The following is a 20174-nucleotide window of genomic DNA, read 5'->3' as shown; positions in this document are numbered from 1 at the left end:
TCATCTCTTTTTGCAAAGGTGCAGATAACGCCAAACAGTTTTCGTTTATGAGCCTTTCTCATCAAGGAGGAAGGTTTTATCCATTCTTAGCAGGCCATAGCGAATGCTTTGGAATGGCGCATTGTGCATATTTGTGCTTGCTGATGTACTTCTTTGGTTTGCTTAATAATTTGTGTAATTTGTTTGGCTTTATTTTCTGATACACCAATGCTTTGAGCCAGTGTTTCATAATCATTATTTTGAACTGCTTTATGTTCATTTGGTGAAAGACGGGTGTTGATCTTTTTTACAAAGTTGCTGAGCTCTTTTTGACATAAAGAATTTTTTGCTAAAGCTTCTTGCTGTAATTCTTTTGGCAAGGCGAGGAGATCTTGCAAGCTTTGACTTGGCATTTCTATTGTTTTTGCAAGGCGACTTTGTTCTGTTGCATGTTCTTGCGTGATTTCCTTTTCAGCATATTTTACAGCATACGCGAAATTTGCAACGGCAGTACAGAGCATACCAATATGATTTTTAGCGTTTGCACGTGCCTGATTTTGTAGTCCACATAAACTGAAACCTGCAAGACGAGAAACAGAGCTCGGTGCCCTTTCAATCTTGTTGGCGAGCTGTTGGCCTAAGCTTGGATTTTTGATGATTTCTACCATCTGTTTGTCTAATGTTTTTGTATTACCATAAACAATTTTTGACAGTTTCTGGACCTGTTTTAGGCTTACGTGGACACAGGCATCTTCTGCAACCATTTGGGCCGTTTCATTTTTTGTCAAAGGGGCTAATTTCTCTTCTGGAATAAGAATGCTTTCAAGCTCTTTTGTTTTGGGAACGGTAAAGGTAAATTTATCACCGGGTTTTAATGTTTTGAGTTGTTCTGGTGTGAGATGTTCTTTATTGCCGATAATGTAAGCTCCTTTTACATTGCAGGCAAAGCTGTTAAGACCAGCACCTCTATAGGTGCCCGTGTAGGTTTCACCTTCCTTTGTGACCATAACAGGGCGATCATTCACACTACGCCCAAGTTCTTTCGTGTTGCTCATGAATTCCTTTAAAAGAGGTATTTTATTGGGATTAGAGATATCGTCAAACAGATGTTGCATTGGTTCTAGATTGTCATTTTGTATTGCTGCAACACTAGCAACCAACATGCGTTCTTTTGTAACCAGTGAAAAATCAAGCTGATGCCCTGCGGCTTTGGCAAGATTTTCAAAAAAGATCCGTTGTGTACGTCCGTTGCCTTCTCTAAAGGGGTGTGTATAGTTGAGAGAGGCAAATATTTTGGCTGCTTCATAAGCAAATTCTTTGCATGATAAATCCTGCAAATTATTTTTTTCGGCAAGCGTTTGATCTAATTTTTGTAAACCTTCTTGTAATTCGCTACCGACTGCAAAATTTGTTATTTTTTTCATTACTGGAGCGACGGCAGTAGTACCATCTTCAAATGTAAAGGGAACATTGCGGGTTTGTCCAGCCCATTCAAAGGTATTTTCAAATAGACATTGATGAATAAGGCATAGATAGGAGCTATCAAACTTTTCTGGTAAGGGGGCTTCACGCAGATTAACCATCGCTTTTGCTGAATCATGCGCACATCTTGCCGTAAAAGCGTCAAGGTTTGTTATTCCATATTTATTTTTTAATGTTTTGCTTTTAGGATACATATAATGTTCAGGGGAAGGCACTGTGGATGTCACATCTGTTTTTTTTAATTTTTCTTTTGGCATTGTAGCTTCCTTATAATGTCGTGTTGTCCATAAGAGTATTAAATTCCTCGAGTGAAATATTCCCCTTTGCGTATTCTTCTAAAATTTTCAACGTTTTGGAATGAAGCGCTATTCCCTCTATTGCATGGGTGCTGATGGCTGCTTCAACGGCTTCACGGCGTTTTTTCAATTCTTCTTCTGTCATCGATAAAAGATTTTCTCTGTTTTCTGTTTCTTTGGTTTTCACGCATTTTTCCTTTTATTTGCAATCGTTTCTTTAAAAGAGCCTTTGGCAGCCGGTGTGATCTTCCTTTAGTCCCCTCCAAAGATGTTTCGTTGTTTGAAGGGATCGTAATAAATTTCTGTGACTTTAAATTTTCCTTCAATCCGTTTGCATTGGATGATGATATCAATCATTGAAATCAACAGTCCTCGAATATCATCACGCTCTAAATCACCACCGCCTTCACTTTCTTTGACCAAAAGGGTCATCTGCTCAAAGGCTGCAAGGGCTGTTGAGGCATGAACCGTTGTAATGGAGCCTGGATGACCTGAATTGACATTGCGGATATAATAAAAGGCTGTACCATCTCGAAGTTCTTGCAAAAGAATACGATCAGGACGCATCCGTAAAGATGATTCAAGCAACTCTTTGGGGCCAACGGAGGCTAAGCCTTGTCCATCTTTTGAATAGAACATTGAGACATGGTTAGGGTGTGGTATCACCAATTCTTGTGTGTCTTCGATGGTGATAATACGCTCTTCTTGAGGGATTTTTGCGATTAATGCTTTTGATAATGTTGTTTTACCCGAACCGGTTTTTCCCGCAATTAAAATATTTTTTTGGCATTCTACAGCTTGATTTAAAAAGGAGACAAAGTCTTTATTACAGTAGGCATGAGCTAAGTTATGCTCGATGATTTTGAGTTCGTTAAAACGAGAATGATAGTCATGCAAGGGCGTGAAAGATACCCGTTCACATAGCGAGAAGAGGCCCTTATTTGCGAGCTCTTCGAGAGAAAAACTCTGCGATGACGGTTTACGAATTGTCATACTAATCGTGTCTTTTTCGACAGCGGGCGGAATGACAATTTGAATACGCTCATTGCCTGGTAGCGTTGCAGATAATATTGGGTTTTTGTCCGATATGTTTTGCTTGGAATAGGATGCGACAACTTTCGCAATCCCCATAAGCTCATTAAAAGAGAGAGCCGGAGCTTCTATTGTTTTCCATCCATCAAACCCTTCAGTCATTACTTGATAGGGACGATTGATAACAATTTCAAAGAGACTATCATCTTTCAAAAAAGTACTGATGGGTTCAAGTTTTGTGAGAACAATCGCAACGGTTTCATCGCTCATGGTATGTAAGTTTGAGTTCATTCTAAAGTTACCGCCGAATTTTTGTAAAAGTTTCTTGAAACAGCTCGATTGATAATCTGTTTTTTGTTTTCGATGACTTTCAATTTATAAACGCTGGAAAAATCTAAATCGCGGGCAACAAAGATATTCACCATTTCCCCTTGGTTTTTGGATAATGTTGGAGGAATATTGGCGTAATTTTCTACGAGAATGTTTGCGATGTTTTGTCCTGAAGAGACTGTTTCAGTTTCTTCTTTTTCCTGTTTTTTTGATAAACGTTTATTGGCATAGTGTGTTACATCTTTTATTAGTGATACAAGAAGCGCAGACCCAATCCTCTCAAGCCAATGGTTATCAATATCTCCATCCATACCAGAACGCCCTAAAGCATCCGTTGCCGGTGAAGCTAAGGATATAATGATACCATTGGGGGTTTTTGCTCTATTCCATAGTACAAAGAGACGTGTTTGGCCTTTTTTCAATCCGGCGCGATATTCACCAACAATTTGGGTGCCTTTATCAAGAAGGACAACACGACCATTGTCTGATAAGATATCTCTGGAAACAATACAACTGGCAAAACCTTGTTGATCACTGTTTATGGCTGTTTCTAAAATACAAGGGATAGACGTTCCCATCGCGATGATGTAGTTTCGATTGCCAAGGGTTGAAGCACGAATACCTTCAAGCACTGTAGGTTTAAGAAGATGATTAAAACGTTGTGTTATTTCATCAGGTTTGCTTTCAAGTTGGTGAGGCAAAACACCATTATTTGTTTGTGAATTTATTTTGCCTTGTTGTGTACTTGCATAAGCTAATACAGGAGCACGTTGTGCTGCTTCCAGCAGTGAGTTATCAGAATTTAATTGATTGATGTTTGGTGTTGGTAGCTCGACTTTTGGTAATAGAGCGTTATTTCGTTGAGGCTGTTCAAAGGGGGGAGGGGTAGGCTTTGCAGGGCGAAAAAGCTCTGTTTGTTTTATAACGTTTCCTTCTTTTGAAGATTCAATTGGTTGTTTTTTGTCTGTAACAAGTGTTGAATAGGCTAAATAAAGACAGACACTGAAAAGAATAATAAGAGCAATAGCTTTCCCCACATTGTTCTGTTGACTTTTCCCTTGAGCATTTTTTATTGTATCGCGATCATTAATGCTTTTTTCATCCACGGTGTTATTCATGGCTGCTTCCTAGGTTCATTTTACGTTGTACAGATGGTGATGTCGTACCTGTTTCAGGATTAATTCCTTCTGGTACGAACCTTTTATTAAAGATGCACAATACTTCATTCCCACGTCGTAACGTGAATTGTGCACCTGTTGCATGAACAATAACTTTGTTGCCTTTAATCGATTTGGGAATAAGCGCTTCTTGCCCATCAGGCGATACAATGTAAATGGCAGGGATTTCAATGTTGCCTAAAAAGATAAAGGTTGTTGTTTTCCCATTATCATAGACAGAAGCGGGTTCAATAAGGGAAGAGCCTTGGGCTTCATAAGCCCAATTGCGTGGTCCAAAATCTTCATGGATATTTAAAATATCATTGACAAAGTTTTCTTCACGTTGTTTTTCTTTTTCTGCTTCGGCTAATTTCTTACGTAATGCTTCATCTTCTGGGTAACGAAACTTTACCAAGAAATACGTCTCATTGCCGGCTGAAACATCACCTTCACGGACTTGTAGCTCGAATTGATAAGAGCGTTGTGTTCCATCTTGGCGGCTTGTGACAATTTGTAAATTGGTCACAGGTTGGACTTCACGTGGTTTGAGAAAAACAAAGTGTCCAGCCGGAGCAACTTGCCAAGCAACCGAATTTCCAATTCCTACATAGGTTACTTCTTCATCAACGGCAAATTCTAGTTGAACCGAAGAGCGAATGGAGCCAATGATTTGTACGACGTTGTAGGGGTCATAATTGACAAATCTGATGCGGTTATCTTTACGTGCACTGACAGGCGCTGTTTCTGCAAGTGAGAGAACTGTGTGAAAGCTGAGAGTGATCGTAAAAATTAAAGAGATTGTTTGTAAAAGTCTGATCATTTTATCACCTCTGGATCAGATCTATATTCCGATACTTGAAAACCAAGAGGGTTGATAAGACGATCAGACGTTGAAATGTGTGCGTTCACGTAGGAAAAATTTAAGATTGAAATCCAATGGGAAATATTTTCTTTTTCATTAAAGTCTCTGATCGTTTTATAGTAACGAACTTGGATAAGATCTTTGCTTATAAAAGAGATTGATTTGATTGTGACCGTAGCAATCATGTTATGATAAATATTTTGCGGACTTTCTGGATTATTGCCCGCGTACCATTTTGCAAAACGGTTTTGTTCTTTTGGAGAAGATAAAAGAGAAACTAAGCGAAAATTGTTTTCTGCTTCGGATGCTTGAAAACCTTCACGAGCACGAACATATTGGCTGGCAAAATAACGCGTTATCGCTTCATCATAGTCGTTAGGGGATTCTTTTAGGGCGCTTACAGTATCAATAATGCCTGTTGAGTTATCAACGCGGATAACAAAAGGCTCTACTGTTTTCAAAGGCGTCAAAGCTGCGACAGCTAAAGCCAGCGCAATCGTCATCAATCCCAAAAGCACTGTTAAAGCCATGGAAATTTTCATCCGCACGCGCATGCTATGCATGCGATCAATGTCAAATGAGCGCGCTTCTTTTATATATTCTTCAAGGGCATCACTTTTCACGCATAACCTCCACTTTTTTATCAGATCGTGCTTCATGAATAACCGGCTTTAATAAAGCTGAATTGAGTGCCAAATTGGCTGTTACCTTTTCACTTTCCAAAGTATTGAGAATGATGGGAGTGGTAACAGGCTTTACGCTCTTTTCTGAGTGGACAACGTTTTTATTGTCCCAATTCCACTTATCTTTATTTAAAGCACGTGTATGTTTGCCATTACAGCGTGGTGGTTTTTTAGGGCCACTCAAAGAGGCACAACCAGTAAGAGCGATTGTTAGGACCATAACAAAAGTTATTTTTCGTTTCATTTTTTGAACTCACAAATATCTTGGAATACAATGCATGAGAGCCTTTATTCTGAACATTTTTACAAATTTATATGATGCAAGATTTTGATTGGTTTTGTTGTAAGACCCAAGATGCTAGATCTTTCATGGAAAAAGATCATGGTGCGTGCGCCAAAGGGCGCACGCAAGGCAAAAACAAAAATGCTTATTCTTTTAAAGAGGTGCTTTATCTTAAAATCGACCACGACCACCTCCGGATCTTCCTGCTTTTGCCGCCGCACCTGCCGCACCTTTACCGGCAGCTCCTGAGATTTGTAAAGTGGCACTTTTTATTGCATTCCCACTCGCTCTTGCACTATTGGCAAGCATTGTGAAAACCTGTCCTCCTGAAGAGACAGCAGTGTTAAAGTATGGTCCGCCAGAGGCCAGCGCTGTTGCAATACCGGGAAGCGCACGGAAGATAATAACCCCTATGATCGAAATGACGATGACAGGGGGGAAAAGAACATAGATTGATTCATATGAAACTTTGAGAACCTGTAGGATAACTTGACATATAATGGTTCCAAGCATGATCACGAGAACTTGTAAAATGGTAAAATTGATCAAAGTTGTAATCCATGCATCGGAGTATTTTCGCGTTGCATTGAACAAATACAAACTAATGAATAGAGGACCAAGACCTATAATCATGACGAGTGCAACTTGTGCAAACATTTGCACAATAAAACCACCTATACAAAAAAGAATAACCGCGAGAAGCATGATAGAACCAAGAAGACCCACAATGATCTTTTCAAAAAACCAAGCATTGTATAAGACTTCTTGATAGCGCGAACTTGCCTTTAACAAAATATAATCAAAAACATTGGAGCTTGCAGGATTGCTGTTAAGCGCATTCCCAATAGCGTTGGATAAATCTTTGAAGAAAATATCCTTGACGTAAGTATTAAATGTATCCGCATTCGTTGCCATTGTTGTAACAACAACGATTTTAACAACATTATTGAGAAGACTATGCATGGAAAGCGCAACGCGACCTGTCATAACATTATAGCCATAAAGAAAGATAAAAATGATTGCAGCGAGATTTAAGGGCGCTGAAATAGCAGAAGATAGCCCACTCACCGTTGTGTCCATCACATTATCTAAGGGTTTTAAAATATACCCAGAAACGCTTTCAAAGGGAGAAAAACTAAAGTCTGACATTTGTATTCGTACTTTCAAGTTTTTCTTTTAATTGTTTTTCTTTTTCTTTTAATTGTGCCTCAAGATGTTTATGCTTTTGTTGTTCCTTTTCTTCACGTAATTCATCTTTTGTTTTCGTATCTCTTGCTTGAATCATATCGAGAGACTGAAGTTTTAAAGAACTTACTTGAAGATCTGCTTGAAGAAGAGAAAGCTTTACTTGAATCTCTTGTCGAAGGGTTTGCAATTCTTCGGGTTTTGTGTCTGGTTTTGATTTAATATTTTCAAGTTGATTACTTATTTCTTTAATTTTTTTTGCAGTATCTGTTGCAGTCTTATAAATGGTTTCAGCTGTTTCTGATTTTGCAGCATCTAATTTTTGTGTGTTCTCGAGTGCTTGTTTATAATATTCCTCCGCATCGGGTGTCGTTTGTGATATTGCATGAGAAATAAAAGAAAAAGATAACAGTGTAACTAAGCCATATTTTTTCATTGATTTTTTCTCCTTTGATAAAATATGGGCAGCCATTTGTCAGGGTCAGCTCCATATTCGTTGATAATTTCATTCATGAGTTCAATGTTTTTTGTTGTGCCGCTTAAAACGGCGATCTCATCATTCATTCCACGTAAGTTAAGTTCTGCAACAACGGAACTTTGCCCCTGTTTGACGAGAAAACGACGGGATTCTCTGCTTAATTCTGACTGTATCAGTTCAAATTCACGCTCAGTAAGTTTGAAAGCTTCGACATAATCATTATAATTTGCTTTTTGATTTGGAAAAAATATTTGAGTGGGGCACTGCTCAATAATTGTGTGCGCGATTGTTGAGTTCAAAGCGTCTTTAGGGCTTTGTGTTGCAAAGAGCATCATGCCATTTTGTTTACGGATTGTTTTTAGCCGATCTTGAGCAAAAGCTTTGAATGAATCATCTTCCAAAGCTTTCCAGAATTCATCAACGACAATAATGATGCGCCGCCCATCAATCAAATCAAGAATGCGGTGAAAGAGATACATCATTAAGGGACGCCGAATTTCTTCATTGTCTAAGAAATCGGTCATGTCATATCCAATGAATTGCGCATTTAAATTGAGATCATCTTGATCATTATCAAAAACCCATCCTAAATCATTGCCTCTAATCCAGCGTTGCAGCCGTATGGCAATCCCTTCTTTGGATGTGTTGTCAAAAAACAGTTGAAGTGCACCAAGAGAGCGCTGGGTTGGGGGTAAGTTTTCTAAGGAATCAATAGCTTTGGCGATATCTTGTCGCTCTTCTTCTGTTACGATTTGCCCTTCAGCGCTTACCAGCTTTAAGATCCAATTACGAAGAAAGATTTTATTTTTTTCGGTGTATTCCATGCCCTTTAAGGGAGCAATACCCGTGGGCTGCCCGTTTTTTAAAGGTTTGTATTTCCCTCCTCCAGCCCGTACAAAAATCTCTGCTCCTTGATCTTTATCAAAAAAAACCATTGTTGGATTGTGTTTTTGTAATTGTGCAAGAAGAAAATTAACAATCACTGTTTTACCGGATCCCGATGGACCACAAACAAACGTGTTTCCAAGATCGCCATAATGAAAATTAAAATAGTAAGGTGAACCAGCCTGTGTTTTTAGCAATGCGACAGCAGCTCCCCAAACATTATCGTTCAGTTTGCCAACGGGAAAAGAATGGAAAGGCGATAAAGCGGCAAAGTTTCTGCTAGTAATGGCGCCTGAACGCGCCCGATAGCTAAAGTTTCCAGGAAGCTGTGCCCACCATGCTGCTTCCAATCCTAAATCTTCTCTGGCAATCACCGCTCCTCCATTGGTTAAATGGGAACGTGCTTTTGATAAGTTTTCAGACAATATTTTGGGATGATCAGCAAAAACAGCTAAAGAAATGTGGTGTTCTCCCAAAACAAAACGGTTTGATTCTAAATCATCTAGCGCTTCATCTAGTGCATCGATTTGTGAGCTAGCACGATCAGCTGCATTGATCATTTGATTTTGTTTGCGGCTCATAATCGCACTGGCGGCTGCCTTACTTTTAAAGACAAAGGATTGTGTTAAAATGAATTCAAATGGCACCGTAAGCAGACCATCAGTCATACCTGGGCGTGTTTTAGAAGGATACTCTTTCCATCCAAACATGCCCACAAAGCGTTCATTGCTTTCATGGCGAATTTCGATAATTTCTTTCCCAAAAATAACACGATCCGAGTAAATTGTTGAAGCAATAGTTCCAAATGTGAGAGGAATACGCTCACGTCTTCCCCCTACCAGCTGGTGGAGAAATTCACTTTGTTCGGAAAATAAAAGTCCTTCATGTTCATAGATTGATAGCAGACGGACTTCATATTCTTCCAAACCTTGCATAAGATCTTGACTTAACTCTTCGAGTTTACGAATAGCTTCCTCATCGGGTTCAGATTGTGTTTTCTTCGCTTTGCTCAAGCGCTGAAAAAATGAAACCAGCTTTTCTGTTTTATCCGCTGCCGGATTCCAAAGCAGTGAAATAAACAAATCATTTCTATACAGTTCTTGTGAAACCATTTTCTTTTTATATTTTTCATCTAATGTTGTTGCAAAAGATGAAAGAAAATGACCTTCTGGGTATATCGTTTCACGGCGGCGGATGATGTGAGAATATAAAGCAAGCCGTTCGTCTGCGATATTTTTTAAAAGGGTGTTTAATTGGTTGTGTAAAGAATTTAATTGATCAATATCCGCAGTGTCAAAATTTATACCCTCAACAGCCAACACAACCATTAAACAACGTGAATTTAAAGCAACGACATGTTGGTTGATGTAGCGTATATAGGGAATATATTCTTCAGGCAAAGTTTCCCGTTTCATTATTGACATCTGTTTCACCGGCTTCGTTCCTTCAGCTTAGTTCCTTATAAGTGCGGATAAGGCGTAAAGGGGAGGTCGAACCTCCTCCCCATCTGTTGAGGTTTTTTTGTTTTCCTCGGGTATTGAGCCATGCAAATAATACGCGAAATTGGTTGTGATCATACTTTGTCACTTCTCGCAAAATAAAGTGCATCCCAATCCCAAGACCAAACATGGTAAAATCACTGGTCAAAATGAAAAGAATGGATGTCGCCATGACATTAAGCGCCATCGCTTCCATTGTAACACCAGCAAACATGGCTGGGCGCGTACAGGCAAGGAAAAGAGTATCTTCGTTCATTTATGTTGTGCCCGCTAATTTACCAACGAGAGCAGGGGCACCAAAAACAATAGCAATCCCCAGAACACAGTAAGCTGCTTTGCGTAAGTCAATAAAGCCGTACATCCAACCAATCCCCACAGCAGCAACACATATAATTGCAATAAGCTTTGCCGTTGCACCCGTCATCATTGCGACAATGTTGCCTAAAACACCATCAAGATTCCCGAAACCACCTCCACTAGCAGCAGGAGCAGCATAAGAAAGATCAGATACAAAAACTGCCGTAAAAAGCAGCATGGTCACGATAAAAATGATGTTTTGGAATCTATTATCTGTCATTTTACCTCTCTTTAACAAATAATATTTGTTCATATGTCGACATTCCATTGCCTCTAACAAACTGGAGAGTGTTGTCATTTGATGACAGTTTAATTCTCCTCGTTTGTTTGTTTTAAAAGCCTTGATCGTGGATCTGTTCACTCTCAAGCTCTTCTTCTTAAAGAGACAGAAGTCTTTTCAAATTGAGATTGTGCTACATGAAAATGGCAATTTTAAGTTGTACTCGTTTGTAAAAACAACAATATTAAAACAATGCAAGAAGGAATATTATTCTTTACAAAGTGTAGTTAATATGCAACACAGATATTTGAATTTTTTCTTTAAAAACAAGGGGATTGCTGATAAATAATGTGAAAGGATAGAAAAACAATGAATTTTTTGAGCGAGCGTGTTAAGAAATGCTATTTAAATTGATTGTTATTGTTTACATTATGGGTTCCATAGTGTGGGGATTAAGCCAATATAAAGATAAAATGGATTTCAGCATTCTTAAAACATTTGAGACGCAAGATATACAAGATATTGTCGATCTCTATCGAGAAGAAAAAAAGTTGGGTAAATCTATCACCAAACAGCAATTAGAAAAAAATGAATCAGCTCTCGATTTGCAGAAGAGTGTTTCATTAAACGATGTTGCAAATAATGCTGTTGTTTTTCATGGTAAGGCCTCTGTTACAAGTGGGGTTACATTTAAATTACTGACGCCTTCTGCACAATCTTGGCGATCACATATCATCCGTGATATTCATCTTTATGGTGTAGACACATGTGCACCCCGTCAAAAAGCAAGATTAAATGATCAAGAATGGCCCTGTGGTGTGGTTACAATGGCTTGGCTTGTCACCAAAACACTTGGGCAGGATTTATCCTGTAAACAGGCTTTGATGCACAATGGTGTTTATTATGCGCAATGTTTTGTTCAAGGGGTTGATTTAGCTGAGGCAGGTCTTACAGAAGGTATGTTGGTACTCTCAAAAGAGGGAAAAAATCCTATTCCAGCCCAGTATCATCATGCGGAAGAAAAAGCACGTGGCAACAAGATTGGTCTTTGGTCAAGTGATTTCACTGAACCTTTAAAATGGCGGAGAGATAATGGATCTTACAACCCCTTTGCAAGTCCGTGATTGGTTTTAACGAACATATTTACTTAAATCTTTATAGAGAAAGCTTTATCAATAAAATTGTACCAAACCATAGAGCAAATTTGAATAAACCGTGAGATTATTTTCGTTTATGAAGTAAATGGATGATACTTCCTTTTTCAGGGAGGTTTGCTCTCAAAATCGCTCTTCTATTTTTACTTATGTGTTTTATACAAGCAGGAAAACTTCATTGTTGGTGGCAAAGCATTTTTGAGTATTTGTGTTTGAAGGAGAAAGTGAGACGATAAAAAACGCTCAAGAAACGGATTTCTAGAGCGAAGTTGAAAAAGTAAAAAATGAACAGCCCCCAAAATGGGATAACGTTTGATATAACTGATAGAATATTTTACAATGCCTTAAAAGAATTCCTAGCAAAAGTTTTCTTCATCAGAATTTTATCTTCAGGATTGGATCACGTTTTTTACTTCTTTAAAAGTGATCAATCTGTTGCATTCCTTGAAAAACTTTCATAATTATCTGCTTCTAAATTCAGATTTCTAAAAGATGGATGGATTTCAAGTAGACTCTACACGAAGAAATCTTCGTAAAAATGATTTGCCTTGTTGATTGTTTTCTATGTACCATAAAACGTTTCTATTTAAGCATTCGATGGGGGAACAATAATCAACATACAAATAGGTAAAAAGAGCTCATACTTTTTTGTTATGGCTTTGTCACCCATTGATCGTGAGACTTAAGTATTATAATGCTCATAGGCTTTCTATAGGGCTAGGGGCGATTCCTATTGCAATGTAACTATTTGAAATCAGTTGGACAAAAGCATTAATGCGCCTTCTAATTTCGTCATTTGTGTTTAGTTTGGGCTCTTTCCTTCTCATTGTATTTTATGACAAACTCATATGATAGCTATTGTGAGCTCTTCTTTGCGTTATTTTACTCAGAGTGTTCACTTTGAAAGCAAGTCAGTGATAGTGAGGCTGTATTCTCATACAGTGTGAAAATTCAACCCTCATTTGGGGGGATGATATTAACAGATAAGATATTTAAAGAGGGATAAAATGAAAAAAAATTATTTTATTATGCACGGCTCTATTATTCGTCGTGGGGTGTGAAAAAAACTATAGCGTAGAAGATTTTAAAAAAGATGCAAAATTAAAAGAAGAATGGGGAATGAAGTGTTTTTTTTTCAGGACAAGCTGTTAAGGAATCTAAAAACTGTCAAAATGTCTTACAAGCAGATACTGAAATGTTTTTCTCGCCAAAGCTTGATGTTACAGACAGTGGTCATGCATCTCAACAGTAAAGTGTGATATAAAAATTCTAAAATAAAGAAGTTACGGCTCAACGAATGCTCGCTTCTTCAATTGTTATAGCGGAATTTTTTATCATTTTTCATCTTTCAGATGAGCTCCCTAAATCATATTCGCAATCCTATTGTTTGTTTCAACTTTATCAGATTGAGGATTATGATCATGAGAGAACTAGATACATTGTCTTATAGAAATATCTCTCAAGGTATCCAAGCCTATTTTGCGACGCTGTTCGTAAAGGGTATAAGGGTAAATCCATTGAGCCCCCCATCTTTACGCTTCATAACGGAGTAAGCCTTGCACCATGACACAGTTTGTCAGCTTGTGGGTGTTGCTTACAGCTCTTGGTAATTGAGAAGGTTCATAAGAGCCATTTTTAATTCTTACATAATAGTTTTTATCCATACGCCTCTTCCCACTTGTAACCTGCTAGAGATATAGTTTTGGTTGATTCAACATGGAACAGATTTGAAATGAAAGAATCTTACGATATTCTGGATTCTCATTTAACATGTAAAATAATGAACACTCATTATAAATCAACATGTTGCCTTATGATAGAGTTGCTGTAGCATTGAGATTTTAGAGGAAAAATATGCCTTTAAAACTTTATAACAGATACTAAGTCTTTATAGCAGGTATATTAATGCACATCATCTAAAATAAAGAGAGCGTCCATAGCGAAAAGGTAGCCCCTTTAAATACGGATAAATGCTTATTCTGTTGTACTGTAAAACGCTATCGTTTGCGGGTGTGGTGATATAAGACATAAGACTTTATACATGGGGTGTTTTGATGAGAGAGTGTGATGAATATTCAAGGGAGGGCTTGCTTGTATAATTTTGTGAAAGGAACCATATGAAATGGGAATCTGAGAAGGAGCTATTTTTGAGAAGGCGGATTATTCATCAACCGGTTTAAGAAGGGGGTTGCATCCTTTGAAGGTGTGGGGAGAAAGCCAAGAATAGGGCGTGTAGTACCCTATAGCTATGCTTTTAAAGCGTTTTAATTTTGATCACAAATTAAGTTTAAAATCGCTTTCTGCTTGACAGATGTGAGGACTCTAAAACTTTTTAAAAGCAAATATTCCTCTTTGCTCGAGGCGATTTCATCATAATGGTACGGGGTGTTGTCTTTTTTGATGATATCAGTGTAAAAAAAGGCAAGTGGAACATTCAAAATATCGGAAATTTCCTTTAAACGCCCTGCGCTCACGCGATTTAAGCTTTTTTCATACTTTTGGATTTGTTGGAAAGTGACACCTAAATAATGCCCTAATGTTTTTTGAGACATTTTTAGCATTTTTCGCCTAAAGCGAATCTTTTTGCCTACAAAAAGATCAATATTAAGATTTGGAGCTTGCATTTTCCCCCCACCGGTTGCGAGCGCCCTCGCATGAGTATTCCGGGAGTTAAAAGTACTGAACTCAAATCAGCATTTTGCTTTTAGTGCTGAGAAGCACTTGGACATAGCAAAATCTCTCGGAATTCCGAGATATCCGCAAAGCGGGGTCAATTCATGTTTGAGTTTTCAGGCTTTTAATCCCTATTGGTCGTTGCGTATGCGACCAAGACACTTTCTGACTCATAAAGTAATTTTAGGAGATTGGCAATAAAAATAGTTTTTCTTGAGACGGACAGATTTTTCCAAATGAGAGGTTGTTTGCCTTTCAAACTTTTAAGGTTTGCTTACTAAACGCATGACATCAGATATGCATTTTACGAAGGTAAACCTTGGTTTTTAAGCTCAAGGCACCGCTTACGGTGTTGCTCTTAACCAATAACCAAAATGGCTTGTTTTGATGCGTCTGAGATATCATGATGATAGGGGAAAGCTTTTATGAGTAAAGAGCCCTCATGCAAAATAAACTCAAAACATTATAGATCTGATTGTTGTATATTCACATGTTTGTTTTAGAAGATATTTCTCAATGTTAGCGTCTATTTTACAATGGCGCTTCGTAAAGTATATAGCGTAAAAGCCTCTATGAATGGGATAAAAGCTATATTGAAAAAAAGATGCTCGGACGGCATATACTCTCGGCCAGTTCAAAATATTACGACAGTTTTTGCCTTTGAAAGGGAGCATAAGAGCTATTTTTTCTTTCTTTACGTGTTTTTATCTGTAGGCTCTCCGTTTATAATGTGTAAGTCAATAGTTTTGATTGATTCAATATAAACGGATTTGAAATGAGAAAATATATTGGGTTTTCTCATGATGCATGTTTTTAAGAGGGGGATACGTTTATTTTCTCAGTGAAGAATTTGAGTATTTTAGATAAAAAACTCTACCAACGTCGTTGTTGTTAGAATTAAAATTTTTATGAGAAAAATGAGCATTGGGGAATGATAAGCTTTTGCTATCAAGCATTTTAGAATTTTGCACAACTTAATGATAACTTAGTTATTTTATCATTTCTTATGATCTCTATAGACGATAAAAAGTTGGGATATGGTTTGAGAAAGCAGATGACACAAGTATTATCTTTCGGTAAGTAATTTTGAAGTAAAAGACAGCTTTAAATGACAAATAGAGATAGGTGCACCATGAATGAAGTTACCCATATTGAGACTATTATAGCGCATTATGATGCTGTTTTTTGTGATGTGTGGGGTGTTGTGCATAACGGTGTACATGCATTTGAACCAGCGTTGAAGGCGTTGTATAAAATCCGACAAATGGGAAAAACTGTCATTTTATTGACCAATTCTCCTCGGCTACGGGAAGATGTTGCTGCTCAATTACAAAGTATGAATGTTCATAGCGACTATTATGATGCCATTATCACTTCAGGGGATGTAACGCGCGATCTTATTCTGACTGCTCCGCGTAAAGTTTTTTTCATTGGTCCACAGCATGATTTGGTGCTGTTTGAAGGGTTAGAGTGTGAATTTGTTGAAGAATGGGAGGCTTCTGTTGTCGTCTGTAGCGGTTTTCTTGAGGATTTTGACGAAGAACCCTCTGCTTATGAGGAGATGTTTCGTCGCATGCGGTCGCGGAATTTACCTTTTATTTGTGCGAACCCAGATGTGATTGTCCATTATGGAAATAAAGAATTTTGGTGCGCTGGTGCATTGGCTCGTCTTTATCAACAATTAGGGGGGGAGGTGCGCATTGCTGGAAAACCTCACGCGCCTATTTATGAATGTGCCTTTGAAAAACTTCAAAAAATACGGGGAACAGTAGAAAAAAGTCAAGTTTTAGCTATTGGTGATGGTCTTTTAACGGATATTAAGGGGGCGGCTCATTTTGGTCTTGATGCCCTTTATATTATGGGGGGGATTCATCATTATGATTATACGCAAAATGGTGTGGTTGATAAGCAAGCTTTGCATTCTTTTCTTGAACGTCATGGTTATAAACCACAAGCAATCATGTGGGCACTTCAGTAATGACTAATTTTTTGCGTCTTCAGGGAATTCATATGTTTCCCTCGGCTTGGCGGGGAGCAGTGTTGGCACTTGGAAATTTTGATGGTGTTCATTGCGGACATCAGGTGGTGTTGCAAAAAGCGCTTGATTTCGCCCGTATAAAAAAGAAACCAGCAGTTGTTTTAACCTTTGAACCCCATCCAAGAAGTTTTTTTCAACATTCAGCTCCTGTCTATCGTTTGACAGAGGCAGCTGAAAAAGCTGAAATTTTTAAAACCCTTGGCTTTGACTGCGTGATTGAACAGCCGTTTGATGCACAGTTTGCCGCTCTTTCAGCGGACGAATTTATCAAGTCGTTTTTAAAGGAAGTTTTTGATGTTTCAGTTGTGGTGACAGGCGAAAATTTTCAATTTGGTCATCAGAAAAGCGGAAATGTACATCTTCTTTGCCAAAGGGGAGAGAAATATGGATTTGAGGTTGTGCAAGTTTCTTGCGTTTCTCGTTCTCAAGATTCACAACCTTTGATCATTTCTTCTAGTTTTATTCGGCAACTTCTCTCACAAGGGGAAGTGGACAAAGCAGCCCATTTATTAGGGTATCACTATCGGATACGCTCCAATATTATTCAAGGTGAAAAACTTGGACGTCTTTTGGGATTTCCTACCGCTAATCAAATGTTGCCTCCCCAAGTTCGTTTGGCTCATGGTGTTTATGCGGTACGTTTGCGTCGTGCGAACGGTGTTTTGTATGATGGTGTTGCAAGCTTTGGTTGTCGTCCAACGGTTGTTAAAGATGGTGCGCCCCTTTTGGAAACCTATTTGTTTGACTTTAACGACGACCTTTATGGGGAAAGCTGTACCGTTTCTTTTTTCCAGTTTTTGCGAGGACAAGAAAAATTTGATGGGCTTGAACCTTTGATTGCGCAAATGCATCGTGATGAAAAAAAAGCAAAAGAAATTTTAAAGACAGTACAACCATTATCAACGTTGGATAGGCTGCTTACTTTTAAAAATATGTCCTAAACTGATCTGAAAAAGAGAGAAGAGCTGTAAAAATAGCACTTAAAGTGATTATAATCACAAACATATATTCCAAAACATCGTGGAATATATGTTTTTTCCGTTGTTGAGAGGGAGAATCGAATATCTGAAGATCTGATTTTGGCATCATTTTTTTCAAAGTTAACTTTATGGTTTTTGTTGTCATTCAAAACTTTACTGCTTGTTTCTTTCTGATACGTTAAAACTCATCATAAAAGATGCAGTAAAGAATAAGCAACCAGCCTATTTAGCAATAATAGACGTGAAGAAGGAGAAAGGCTGTTTTTAAAACCTCTTGCGATTTTAAGCTTATAGTTTGATAAAATTTAATTGATGACTTTTTTTATTTTAAAAGTTTATTGTTTCTTTTTTCTAATTTGGCTTATTATGTCATTTATGCCGTATCATCGTTTATGATGAGAGTTGGTTCGTGTAACCTTACGCATGTGATATTTTGTATTATGTAATGAATATTTTTACAAAAGTTTTGTTTGTCGAGTCTTGTGAAGAAGATTTAGTGCTCAGCAGCAGTTTTCGTGCTAACCAATCACGTAAACGAGAATGAAGCTGCTGGAAAATGCTTTAAGTTTCGTTTCTCTTGTATATTGTGATGGGGAATGCATATTAAGGAGACTGCGATTGATTGTAGATAAAAGAAATCATTGCGAGAAAGCAGGTGTATTTGTTTCAAAATTTCTAATGCTTTTGATGGATAAAGGCACAATTTTGTTGTCGTAACACGTCAATCTTTCAGATTTTCAAGTTAAAAACTATCCATATATTTCCTTTGTCTTTCACAAATGTAACGCCTATAATGAAAAGGAAAGACAGTCTTGTAAGGATATGAAAACACAAAGCCAATAATGTTTTGTTGTTTTTTGATAGAAATATTGGATAAAAGTTAGAACATCTTTCCAATCTATGTTCGGTCTATTCGTGACTTTATCGTATTGTTTTTCTTATAAAACTTTTTCTTTAGCGATCCCAAACGCAGCAATATGGCAGTAATATGTTTGAGACAAAGATTAAGGCGCTTTAATGCTCTCTCTACTGTTACAGCTTTTGTATGCTAGATGAGGAGAGCCCTATTGCATTATCCATTTGCGTAATCTCTGAAACCGGTTTACAGCCTTATTGGGAAAAAATATGAAGTTATAAAGGGGAAAATCAGTCCAGATGACAGTCTTTTTTAAATTCGGCTTTGCTACTTTCAAAAGGGTCCAGAGCAATATCTCTTAAATCATGAAAATAACAGCTTCAGGCTTTTGTTGTTCTTTGAATAGGATATCACGCCCCACAGGTAAAATAAAATGCTGGAATATCCTTGTTTTGCTAATTTATGCGCTTCTTTTGAAGAAATATCTCTCAACGCTTCCCATATTCATTTTCATGATGGCTCTCATGAATGGTATCGTTCAAGCTTCGTTGAGCGCTATCATCTTTATGCCTAATAAAAGAGCAATCCGACACCATCCGTTATATTGACAAGCCTTTAGTGTTGTACAGTCTAGGCTATTTGAGAGCGTTTATGAGAGTTTGTTCTTAACTCGTTTTATTTCACACGAACACTTCCTGCTTGTGACATGCAAGAAACACGCTTTTGATTGCTTCACTATAAATAGACTTGAGAGAATCTTACGGTATTAGGATTTATCATTCAACGTGCAAAATAATTAATTGTTATAAATCAATATGTTGTAGTTAATCATAGATTATGGCTTACGGCTTTTTTTATAAAATACTCTGCACGCCTTTTATTCGGAATATGGGGTTTTCTTAGTGGTTTTACTGTCGTTTTAGGTGTCTGTGGCGTACGAATGAGCTCGTATTGGTAAAGGAAGAGAAAAAGAAGGTGGAGTAGTGATAAAAAGTGAGGTGAAAATAATTTTCTTTGATCATCATATGAATTTTCACGCATTTTTATGGCGTCGGGTGTGCATGCTTGTTGTATATTGAGGAGCAAAGCTTGCTTGTAGAGTTTTATGAAGTGGCAAGCCAAGGGAAAGGCGCAAGACAAAGATTATTGACAGATTGTTTTTTACAAATCGATGTGTATTTAAGAATTTTCGTCTTTTAAGGCGAGGAGGAAGTGTGCGAACCCTCTGTTTAAAGACGCGCTAAACGATAAAGATGCAGCGAGCGTGATCCGTGATGACAATAGGCAAGAAGAGGCAGAGAGGCTGTTTTTAAAATTGTTTGCATGGCTTCAACAGCTGACTTTTCTATAGTTGGAGGAGAAATGGGAATGTGATAGGCTTTTATGCCATATTCATTTGCGACCGTTTTAATGCTAGAAAAGTCAGGTTGATGGAGCTCTTCGTGATCGGGGCGGTTACAGATAATTGTTTTAAAACCAGCTTGTGCCAATGTTTTGATATTTTCTATGCTAAGTTGGGCGCTGATAAAAATATCAGGTTCAATTTGTTGTAAATTCATTTTTGTTTATTCCCAATTGCATGATCTTCACGATACCCTCTGGTCTGGTATATAGAAAGAACATAATGAAGGTAAGTTTTTCAGTGGCATCTTAACAAAAATATTCTTTTTGTCGAGAAAATCTATTTGGGAAAAATGAGCTATAAGATGCAAAATATCTCACTCCGCAATATGTTCGTTATGCGA

Annotated in this window: 19 protein-coding genes; 5 read left to right on the top strand and 14 right to left on the bottom strand. The window is 37.8% G+C overall.

Annotated features, from left to right (window positions below):
- Positions 1-86: 86 nt before the first annotated feature.
- The 12 genes from ACFIK7_RS00345 to ACFIK7_RS00290 all read right to left on the bottom strand — a co-directional run bounded on the left by ACFIK7_RS00345 (position 87) and on the right by ACFIK7_RS00290 (position 10728).
- Positions 87-1718: a BID domain-containing T4SS effector gene (locus ACFIK7_RS00345; RefSeq protein ID WP_375654521.1), complete on the bottom strand. Its 1632-nt coding sequence runs from the start codon at positions 1716-1718 to the stop codon at positions 87-89.
- Positions 1719-1728: 10 nt separating this feature from the next.
- The gene (locus tag ACFIK7_RS00340; RefSeq protein WP_275065231.1) at positions 1729-1902 is read right to left on the bottom strand and encodes an antitoxin VbhA family protein; all 174 of its coding nucleotides are present in this window, start codon (positions 1900-1902) and stop codon (positions 1729-1731) included.
- A gap of 107 nt (positions 1903-2009) precedes the next feature.
- Positions 2010-3080, bottom strand: a complete 1071-nt coding sequence (gene virB11 / locus ACFIK7_RS00335) for a P-type DNA transfer ATPase VirB11 (RefSeq protein ID WP_273790955.1) — start codon at positions 3078-3080, stop codon at positions 2010-2012.
- Complete coding sequence (gene virB10 / locus ACFIK7_RS00330) at positions 3077-4237, bottom strand: type IV secretion system protein VirB10 (protein WP_375631334.1); 1161 nt, start codon at positions 4235-4237, stop codon at positions 3077-3079. The genes virB11 and virB10 overlap by 4 nt, the downstream gene beginning before the upstream one ends.
- A complete protein-coding gene (gene virB9 / locus ACFIK7_RS00325; protein ID WP_375660912.1) occupies positions 4230-5096 on the bottom strand; it encodes a P-type conjugative transfer protein VirB9 in 867 nt (288 codons plus the stop codon). The genes virB10 and virB9 overlap by 8 nt, the downstream gene beginning before the upstream one ends.
- A complete protein-coding gene (locus tag ACFIK7_RS00320; RefSeq protein WP_273790958.1) occupies positions 5093-5797 on the bottom strand; it encodes a virB8 family protein in 705 nt (234 codons plus the stop codon). Before ACFIK7_RS00320 ends, virB9 begins: the two co-directional genes overlap by 4 nt.
- Complete coding sequence (locus tag ACFIK7_RS00315) at positions 5751-6065, bottom strand: type IV secretion system protein VirB7 (RefSeq protein ID WP_273790959.1); 315 nt, start codon at positions 6063-6065, stop codon at positions 5751-5753. Before ACFIK7_RS00315 ends, ACFIK7_RS00320 begins: the two co-directional genes overlap by 47 nt.
- A gap of 210 nt (positions 6066-6275) precedes the next feature.
- Positions 6276-7253: a type IV secretion system protein gene (locus tag ACFIK7_RS00310; RefSeq protein ID WP_273790982.1), complete on the bottom strand. Its 978-nt coding sequence runs from the start codon at positions 7251-7253 to the stop codon at positions 6276-6278.
- The gene (locus tag ACFIK7_RS00305; protein ID WP_375660914.1) at positions 7240-7725 is read right to left on the bottom strand and encodes a type IV secretion system protein VirB5; all 486 of its coding nucleotides are present in this window, start codon (positions 7723-7725) and stop codon (positions 7240-7242) included. Before ACFIK7_RS00305 ends, ACFIK7_RS00310 begins: the two co-directional genes overlap by 14 nt.
- Positions 7722-10076 (bottom strand): VirB4 family type IV secretion/conjugal transfer ATPase, encoded by a 2355-nt coding sequence (locus tag ACFIK7_RS00300; RefSeq protein ID WP_375637760.1) that lies wholly within the window; start codon positions 10074-10076, stop codon positions 7722-7724. The genes ACFIK7_RS00305 and ACFIK7_RS00300 overlap by 4 nt, the downstream gene beginning before the upstream one ends.
- 22 nt (positions 10077-10098) lie before the next feature.
- Entirely contained in the window at positions 10099-10407 is a 309-nt protein-coding gene (locus ACFIK7_RS00295; protein ID WP_212112790.1) for a type IV secretion system protein VirB3, read from the bottom strand.
- On the bottom strand, positions 10408-10728 hold the full coding sequence (locus ACFIK7_RS00290; protein WP_273790962.1) for a TrbC/VirB2 family protein: 321 nt from the start codon (positions 10726-10728) through the stop codon (positions 10408-10410).
- 398 nt (positions 10729-11126) lie between these two features.
- Between ACFIK7_RS00290 and ACFIK7_RS00285 the strand changes: the two genes are divergently transcribed.
- Positions 11127-11852 (top strand): hypothetical protein, encoded by a 726-nt coding sequence (locus tag ACFIK7_RS00285; protein ID WP_375654523.1) that lies wholly within the window; start codon positions 11127-11129, stop codon positions 11850-11852.
- A 1080-nt stretch (positions 11853-12932) separates the two neighbouring features.
- The gene (locus ACFIK7_RS00280) at positions 12933-13034 is read left to right on the top strand and encodes a hypothetical protein (protein ID WP_375662725.1); all 102 of its coding nucleotides are present in this window, start codon (positions 12933-12935) and stop codon (positions 13032-13034) included.
- A 1112-nt stretch (positions 13035-14146) separates the two neighbouring features.
- On the opposite strand, the gene ACFIK7_RS00275 is transcribed toward ACFIK7_RS00280, so the two are convergent.
- Positions 14147-14506 (bottom strand): helix-turn-helix domain-containing protein, encoded by a 360-nt coding sequence (locus tag ACFIK7_RS00275; RefSeq protein WP_375637740.1) that lies wholly within the window; start codon positions 14504-14506, stop codon positions 14147-14149.
- 1181 nt (positions 14507-15687) lie between these two features.
- Between ACFIK7_RS00275 and ACFIK7_RS00270 the strand changes: the two genes are divergently transcribed.
- The 3 genes from ACFIK7_RS00270 to ACFIK7_RS00260 all read left to right on the top strand — a co-directional run bounded on the left by ACFIK7_RS00270 (position 15688) and on the right by ACFIK7_RS00260 (position 19003).
- Positions 15688-16533 carry a TIGR01459 family HAD-type hydrolase gene (locus ACFIK7_RS00270; protein WP_375660101.1) on the top strand — a complete coding sequence of 282 codons (846 nt, stop codon included), beginning with the start codon at positions 15688-15690 and terminating at the stop codon, positions 16531-16533.
- Positions 16533-17534 carry a bifunctional riboflavin kinase/FAD synthetase gene (locus ACFIK7_RS00265; RefSeq protein ID WP_273790966.1) on the top strand — a complete coding sequence of 334 codons (1002 nt, stop codon included), beginning with the start codon at positions 16533-16535 and terminating at the stop codon, positions 17532-17534. Before ACFIK7_RS00270 ends, ACFIK7_RS00265 begins: the two co-directional genes overlap by 1 nt.
- 1328 nt (positions 17535-18862) lie before the next feature.
- Positions 18863-19003 (top strand): hypothetical protein, encoded by a 141-nt coding sequence (locus tag ACFIK7_RS00260; protein ID WP_375662724.1) that lies wholly within the window; start codon positions 18863-18865, stop codon positions 19001-19003.
- A gap of 655 nt (positions 19004-19658) precedes the next feature.
- Here ACFIK7_RS00260 and ACFIK7_RS00255 read toward each other — a convergent pair.
- The gene (locus ACFIK7_RS00255) at positions 19659-19988 is read right to left on the bottom strand and encodes a TIGR01244 family sulfur transferase (RefSeq protein WP_375610590.1); all 330 of its coding nucleotides are present in this window, start codon (positions 19986-19988) and stop codon (positions 19659-19661) included.
- Positions 19989-20174 lie beyond the last annotated feature (186 nt).

Origin of the sequence: Bartonella sp. CL266QHHD, assembly GCF_042195355.1 — a bacterium.
In the GTDB taxonomy this organism is placed as follows: Bacteria; Pseudomonadota; Alphaproteobacteria; order Rhizobiales; family Rhizobiaceae; genus Bartonella.
The sequence above is the reverse complement of the archived record's forward strand: the minus strand, read 5'-3'. Positions and strand labels throughout refer to the sequence as shown.

What these genes read in the sequence shown, in the direction of transcription:
- virB10 (WP_375631334.1), bottom strand. Translation starts at nt 4,237, where the DNA reads ATGAATAACACCGTGGATGAAAAAAGCATTAATGATCGCGATACAATA.
- ACFIK7_RS00305 (WP_375660914.1), bottom strand. Translation starts at nt 7,725, where the DNA reads ATGAAAAAATATGGCTTAGTTACACTGTTATCTTTTTCTTTTATTTCT.
- ACFIK7_RS00255 (WP_375610590.1), bottom strand. Translation starts at nt 19,988, where the DNA reads ATGAATTTACAACAAATTGAACCTGATATTTTTATCAGCGCCCAACTT.
- ACFIK7_RS00265 (WP_273790966.1), top strand. Translation starts at nt 16,533, where the DNA reads ATGACTAATTTTTTGCGTCTTCAGGGAATTCATATGTTTCCCTCGGCT.
- ACFIK7_RS00290 (WP_273790962.1), bottom strand. Translation starts at nt 10,728, where the DNA reads ATGACAGATAATAGATTCCAAAACATCATTTTTATCGTGACCATGCTG.
- virB9 (WP_375660912.1), bottom strand. Translation starts at nt 5,096, where the DNA reads ATGATCAGACTTTTACAAACAATCTCTTTAATTTTTACGATCACTCTC.
- ACFIK7_RS00275 (WP_375637740.1), bottom strand. Translation starts at nt 14,506, where the DNA reads ATGCAAGCTCCAAATCTTAATATTGATCTTTTTGTAGGCAAAAAGATT.
- ACFIK7_RS00285 (WP_375654523.1), top strand. Translation starts at nt 11,127, where the DNA reads ATGCTATTTAAATTGATTGTTATTGTTTACATTATGGGTTCCATAGTG.
- ACFIK7_RS00270 (WP_375660101.1), top strand. Translation starts at nt 15,688, where the DNA reads ATGAATGAAGTTACCCATATTGAGACTATTATAGCGCATTATGATGCT.
- ACFIK7_RS00310 (WP_273790982.1), bottom strand. Translation starts at nt 7,253, where the DNA reads ATGTCAGACTTTAGTTTTTCTCCCTTTGAAAGCGTTTCTGGGTATATT.
- ACFIK7_RS00315 (WP_273790959.1), bottom strand. Translation starts at nt 6,065, where the DNA reads ATGAAACGAAAAATAACTTTTGTTATGGTCCTAACAATCGCTCTTACT.
- ACFIK7_RS00295 (WP_212112790.1), bottom strand. Translation starts at nt 10,407, where the DNA reads ATGAACGAAGATACTCTTTTCCTTGCCTGTACGCGCCCAGCCATGTTT.
- ACFIK7_RS00320 (WP_273790958.1), bottom strand. Translation starts at nt 5,797, where the DNA reads ATGAAGCACGATCTGATAAAAAAGTGGAGGTTATGCGTGAAAAGTGAT.
- ACFIK7_RS00345 (WP_375654521.1), bottom strand. Translation starts at nt 1,718, where the DNA reads ATGCCAAAAGAAAAATTAAAAAAAACAGATGTGACATCCACAGTGCCT.
- ACFIK7_RS00300 (WP_375637760.1), bottom strand. Translation starts at nt 10,076, where the DNA reads ATGTCAATAATGAAACGGGAAACTTTGCCTGAAGAATATATTCCCTAT.
- virB11 (WP_273790955.1), bottom strand. Translation starts at nt 3,080, where the DNA reads ATGAACTCAAACTTACATACCATGAGCGATGAAACCGTTGCGATTGTT.
- ACFIK7_RS00260 (WP_375662724.1), top strand. Translation starts at nt 18,863, where the DNA reads ATGCTGGAATATCCTTGTTTTGCTAATTTATGCGCTTCTTTTGAAGAA.
- ACFIK7_RS00340 (WP_275065231.1), bottom strand. Translation starts at nt 1,902, where the DNA reads ATGACAGAAGAAGAATTGAAAAAACGCCGTGAAGCCGTTGAAGCAGCC.